The sequence below is a fragment of the Actinoplanes sp. NPDC048791 genome, from assembly GCF_040650095.1.
Taxonomy (GTDB): Bacteria; Actinomycetota; Actinomycetes; order Mycobacteriales; family Micromonosporaceae; genus Actinoplanes.
Genome location: NZ_JBEZGQ010001482.1, coordinates 1 through 1,574 on the forward strand (window position 1 = coordinate 1; position 1,574 = coordinate 1,574).

The 1,574-nt window shown below is 73.9% G+C and carries 2 protein-coding genes; both read left to right on the plus strand.

What is annotated here, in order from left to right; translation table 11 throughout:
* The first annotated feature begins 118 nt into the window (after positions 1–118).
* Positions 119–397 (plus strand): hypothetical protein, encoded by a 279-nt coding sequence (locus tag AB0C29_RS47655; RefSeq protein ID WP_360834894.1) that lies wholly within the window; start codon positions 119–121, stop codon positions 395–397.
* Positions 394–1,574, plus strand: a 1,181-nt coding sequence (locus tag AB0C29_RS47660) for a YibE/F family protein (protein ID WP_360834896.1), incomplete at its 3' end; no start/stop codon positions are given. The genes AB0C29_RS47655 and AB0C29_RS47660, both read left to right, overlap by 4 nt.

The following is a 1,574-nucleotide window of genomic DNA, read 5'->3' on the forward strand; positions in this document are numbered from 1 at the left end:
AGAGCGCGATCATGGACACCAACGGCCCGTTGCAGGCGCTGGCCAGCCTGGCCGAGCGCGGCATCCGCATCGCCATCGACGACTTCGGCACGGGGCCGCGATGGTGACGGTGGGCGTCATGGTCGCGCTCCTGCTCGCGTACGCCGTGACGGGCCGCTGGTGGACGGCCGTGCTCGCCCTCGCGGCGGTGCCGGTGCTGTGGGGCCTGGGCCTGGCCGAGCTGCTCGGTGCCCGGCTGGAGGATCCGGGTTTCCTGCATGCGCTGAAGGCCCTGGGCCGGGACTTCCGTGACTGGGGCGGCGAGCTCGCCCGCTGGTGGCAGGAGACGAAACGCGAACTACGCGAGACGTGGAATGACGACAAGCCGCTGCCGCCGCCTTCCGGGTCGTCGCGATGAGTCACGATCACAGCCACGGCCCTCCGCCGGCCGCGTCCCGGCGAACCCGGCGGATCGTCACCGCGGTGCTGGTGCCGGCCGCGCTGGCCACTCTGGTCGCGCTGATCCTGCTGTGGCCCGGCGACGTGCGCACCGAGGCTGCCGCGGGCGGCGGCGAGCGGGCCCTGGGCACGGTCACCGCCGTGGCCGAGCAGGCGTGCCCGGCAGGCGCGCAGCAGCAGCGCTGTGGCTCCGCCACGGTCCGCGTCACCGAGGGCCCCGGCTCCGGGACAGATCAGGCGGTGGACCTCCCGCAGGGCCCCGGCACGCGCGCTCTGCACGTCGGCGACGGCGTGGTCCTGCTCTACTTCCCCGACGCGGTTCCCGGCGGGCCGGCGTACTCGGTGGTGGACCGGCAGCGCTCGACCCCGATGATCTGGCTGGTCGCGGTGGCCGTGGCGGTGATCCTGGCGTTCGGGCGGCGGCGGGGGCTGACGTCGCTGGCCGGCCTGGCGGTGAGCTTCGCGCTGCTGTTGCTGTTCGTGATCCCGGCCATCCTGGACGGCTCGCCGCCGCTGCTCATCGCCGTGGTGGGCGCCTCGGCGATCATGTTCGCGGCGCTGTATCTGACCCACGGCGTCAACGTGCACACCTCGGTGGCGGTGGCCGGTACGCTGGCCAGCCTGGTGCTCACCGGCGTGCTCGGTGCGGTGTTCACCTCGCTGATGCAGTTGAGCGGGCTGGGCAGCGACGACAGCGCGGCCCTGGCCGTCACCCGGACCAGCCTGGACCTGCGCGGGTTGCTGCTGGCCGGCATCGTGATCGGCGCCCTCGGCGTGCTGGACGACGTGACGGTCACCCAGGCGGTGACGGTGGCGGAGATGAGCCCCGGCGCGACGAGCCGCTGGGAGCTGTACCGCGCGGCGATCCGGGTCGGCCGCGCGCACGTGGCGTCGGCGGTCAACACGATCGTGCTCGCGTACGCGGGGGCCTCACTGCCCCTGCTGTTGCTGATCACGGCGTCCAGCGAACCCGTCACCGACCTGTTGACCAGCGAGTACCTGGCCCAGGAGATCCTGCGCAGCGCGGTCGGCACGATCGGCCTGGTCGCCTCGGTCCCGATCACGACCGCCCTCGCCGCCCTGGTGGCGGACCTCGCCCCGGCCACTCCCGTCGTCGCGGGGCGGCACGCCCGGCG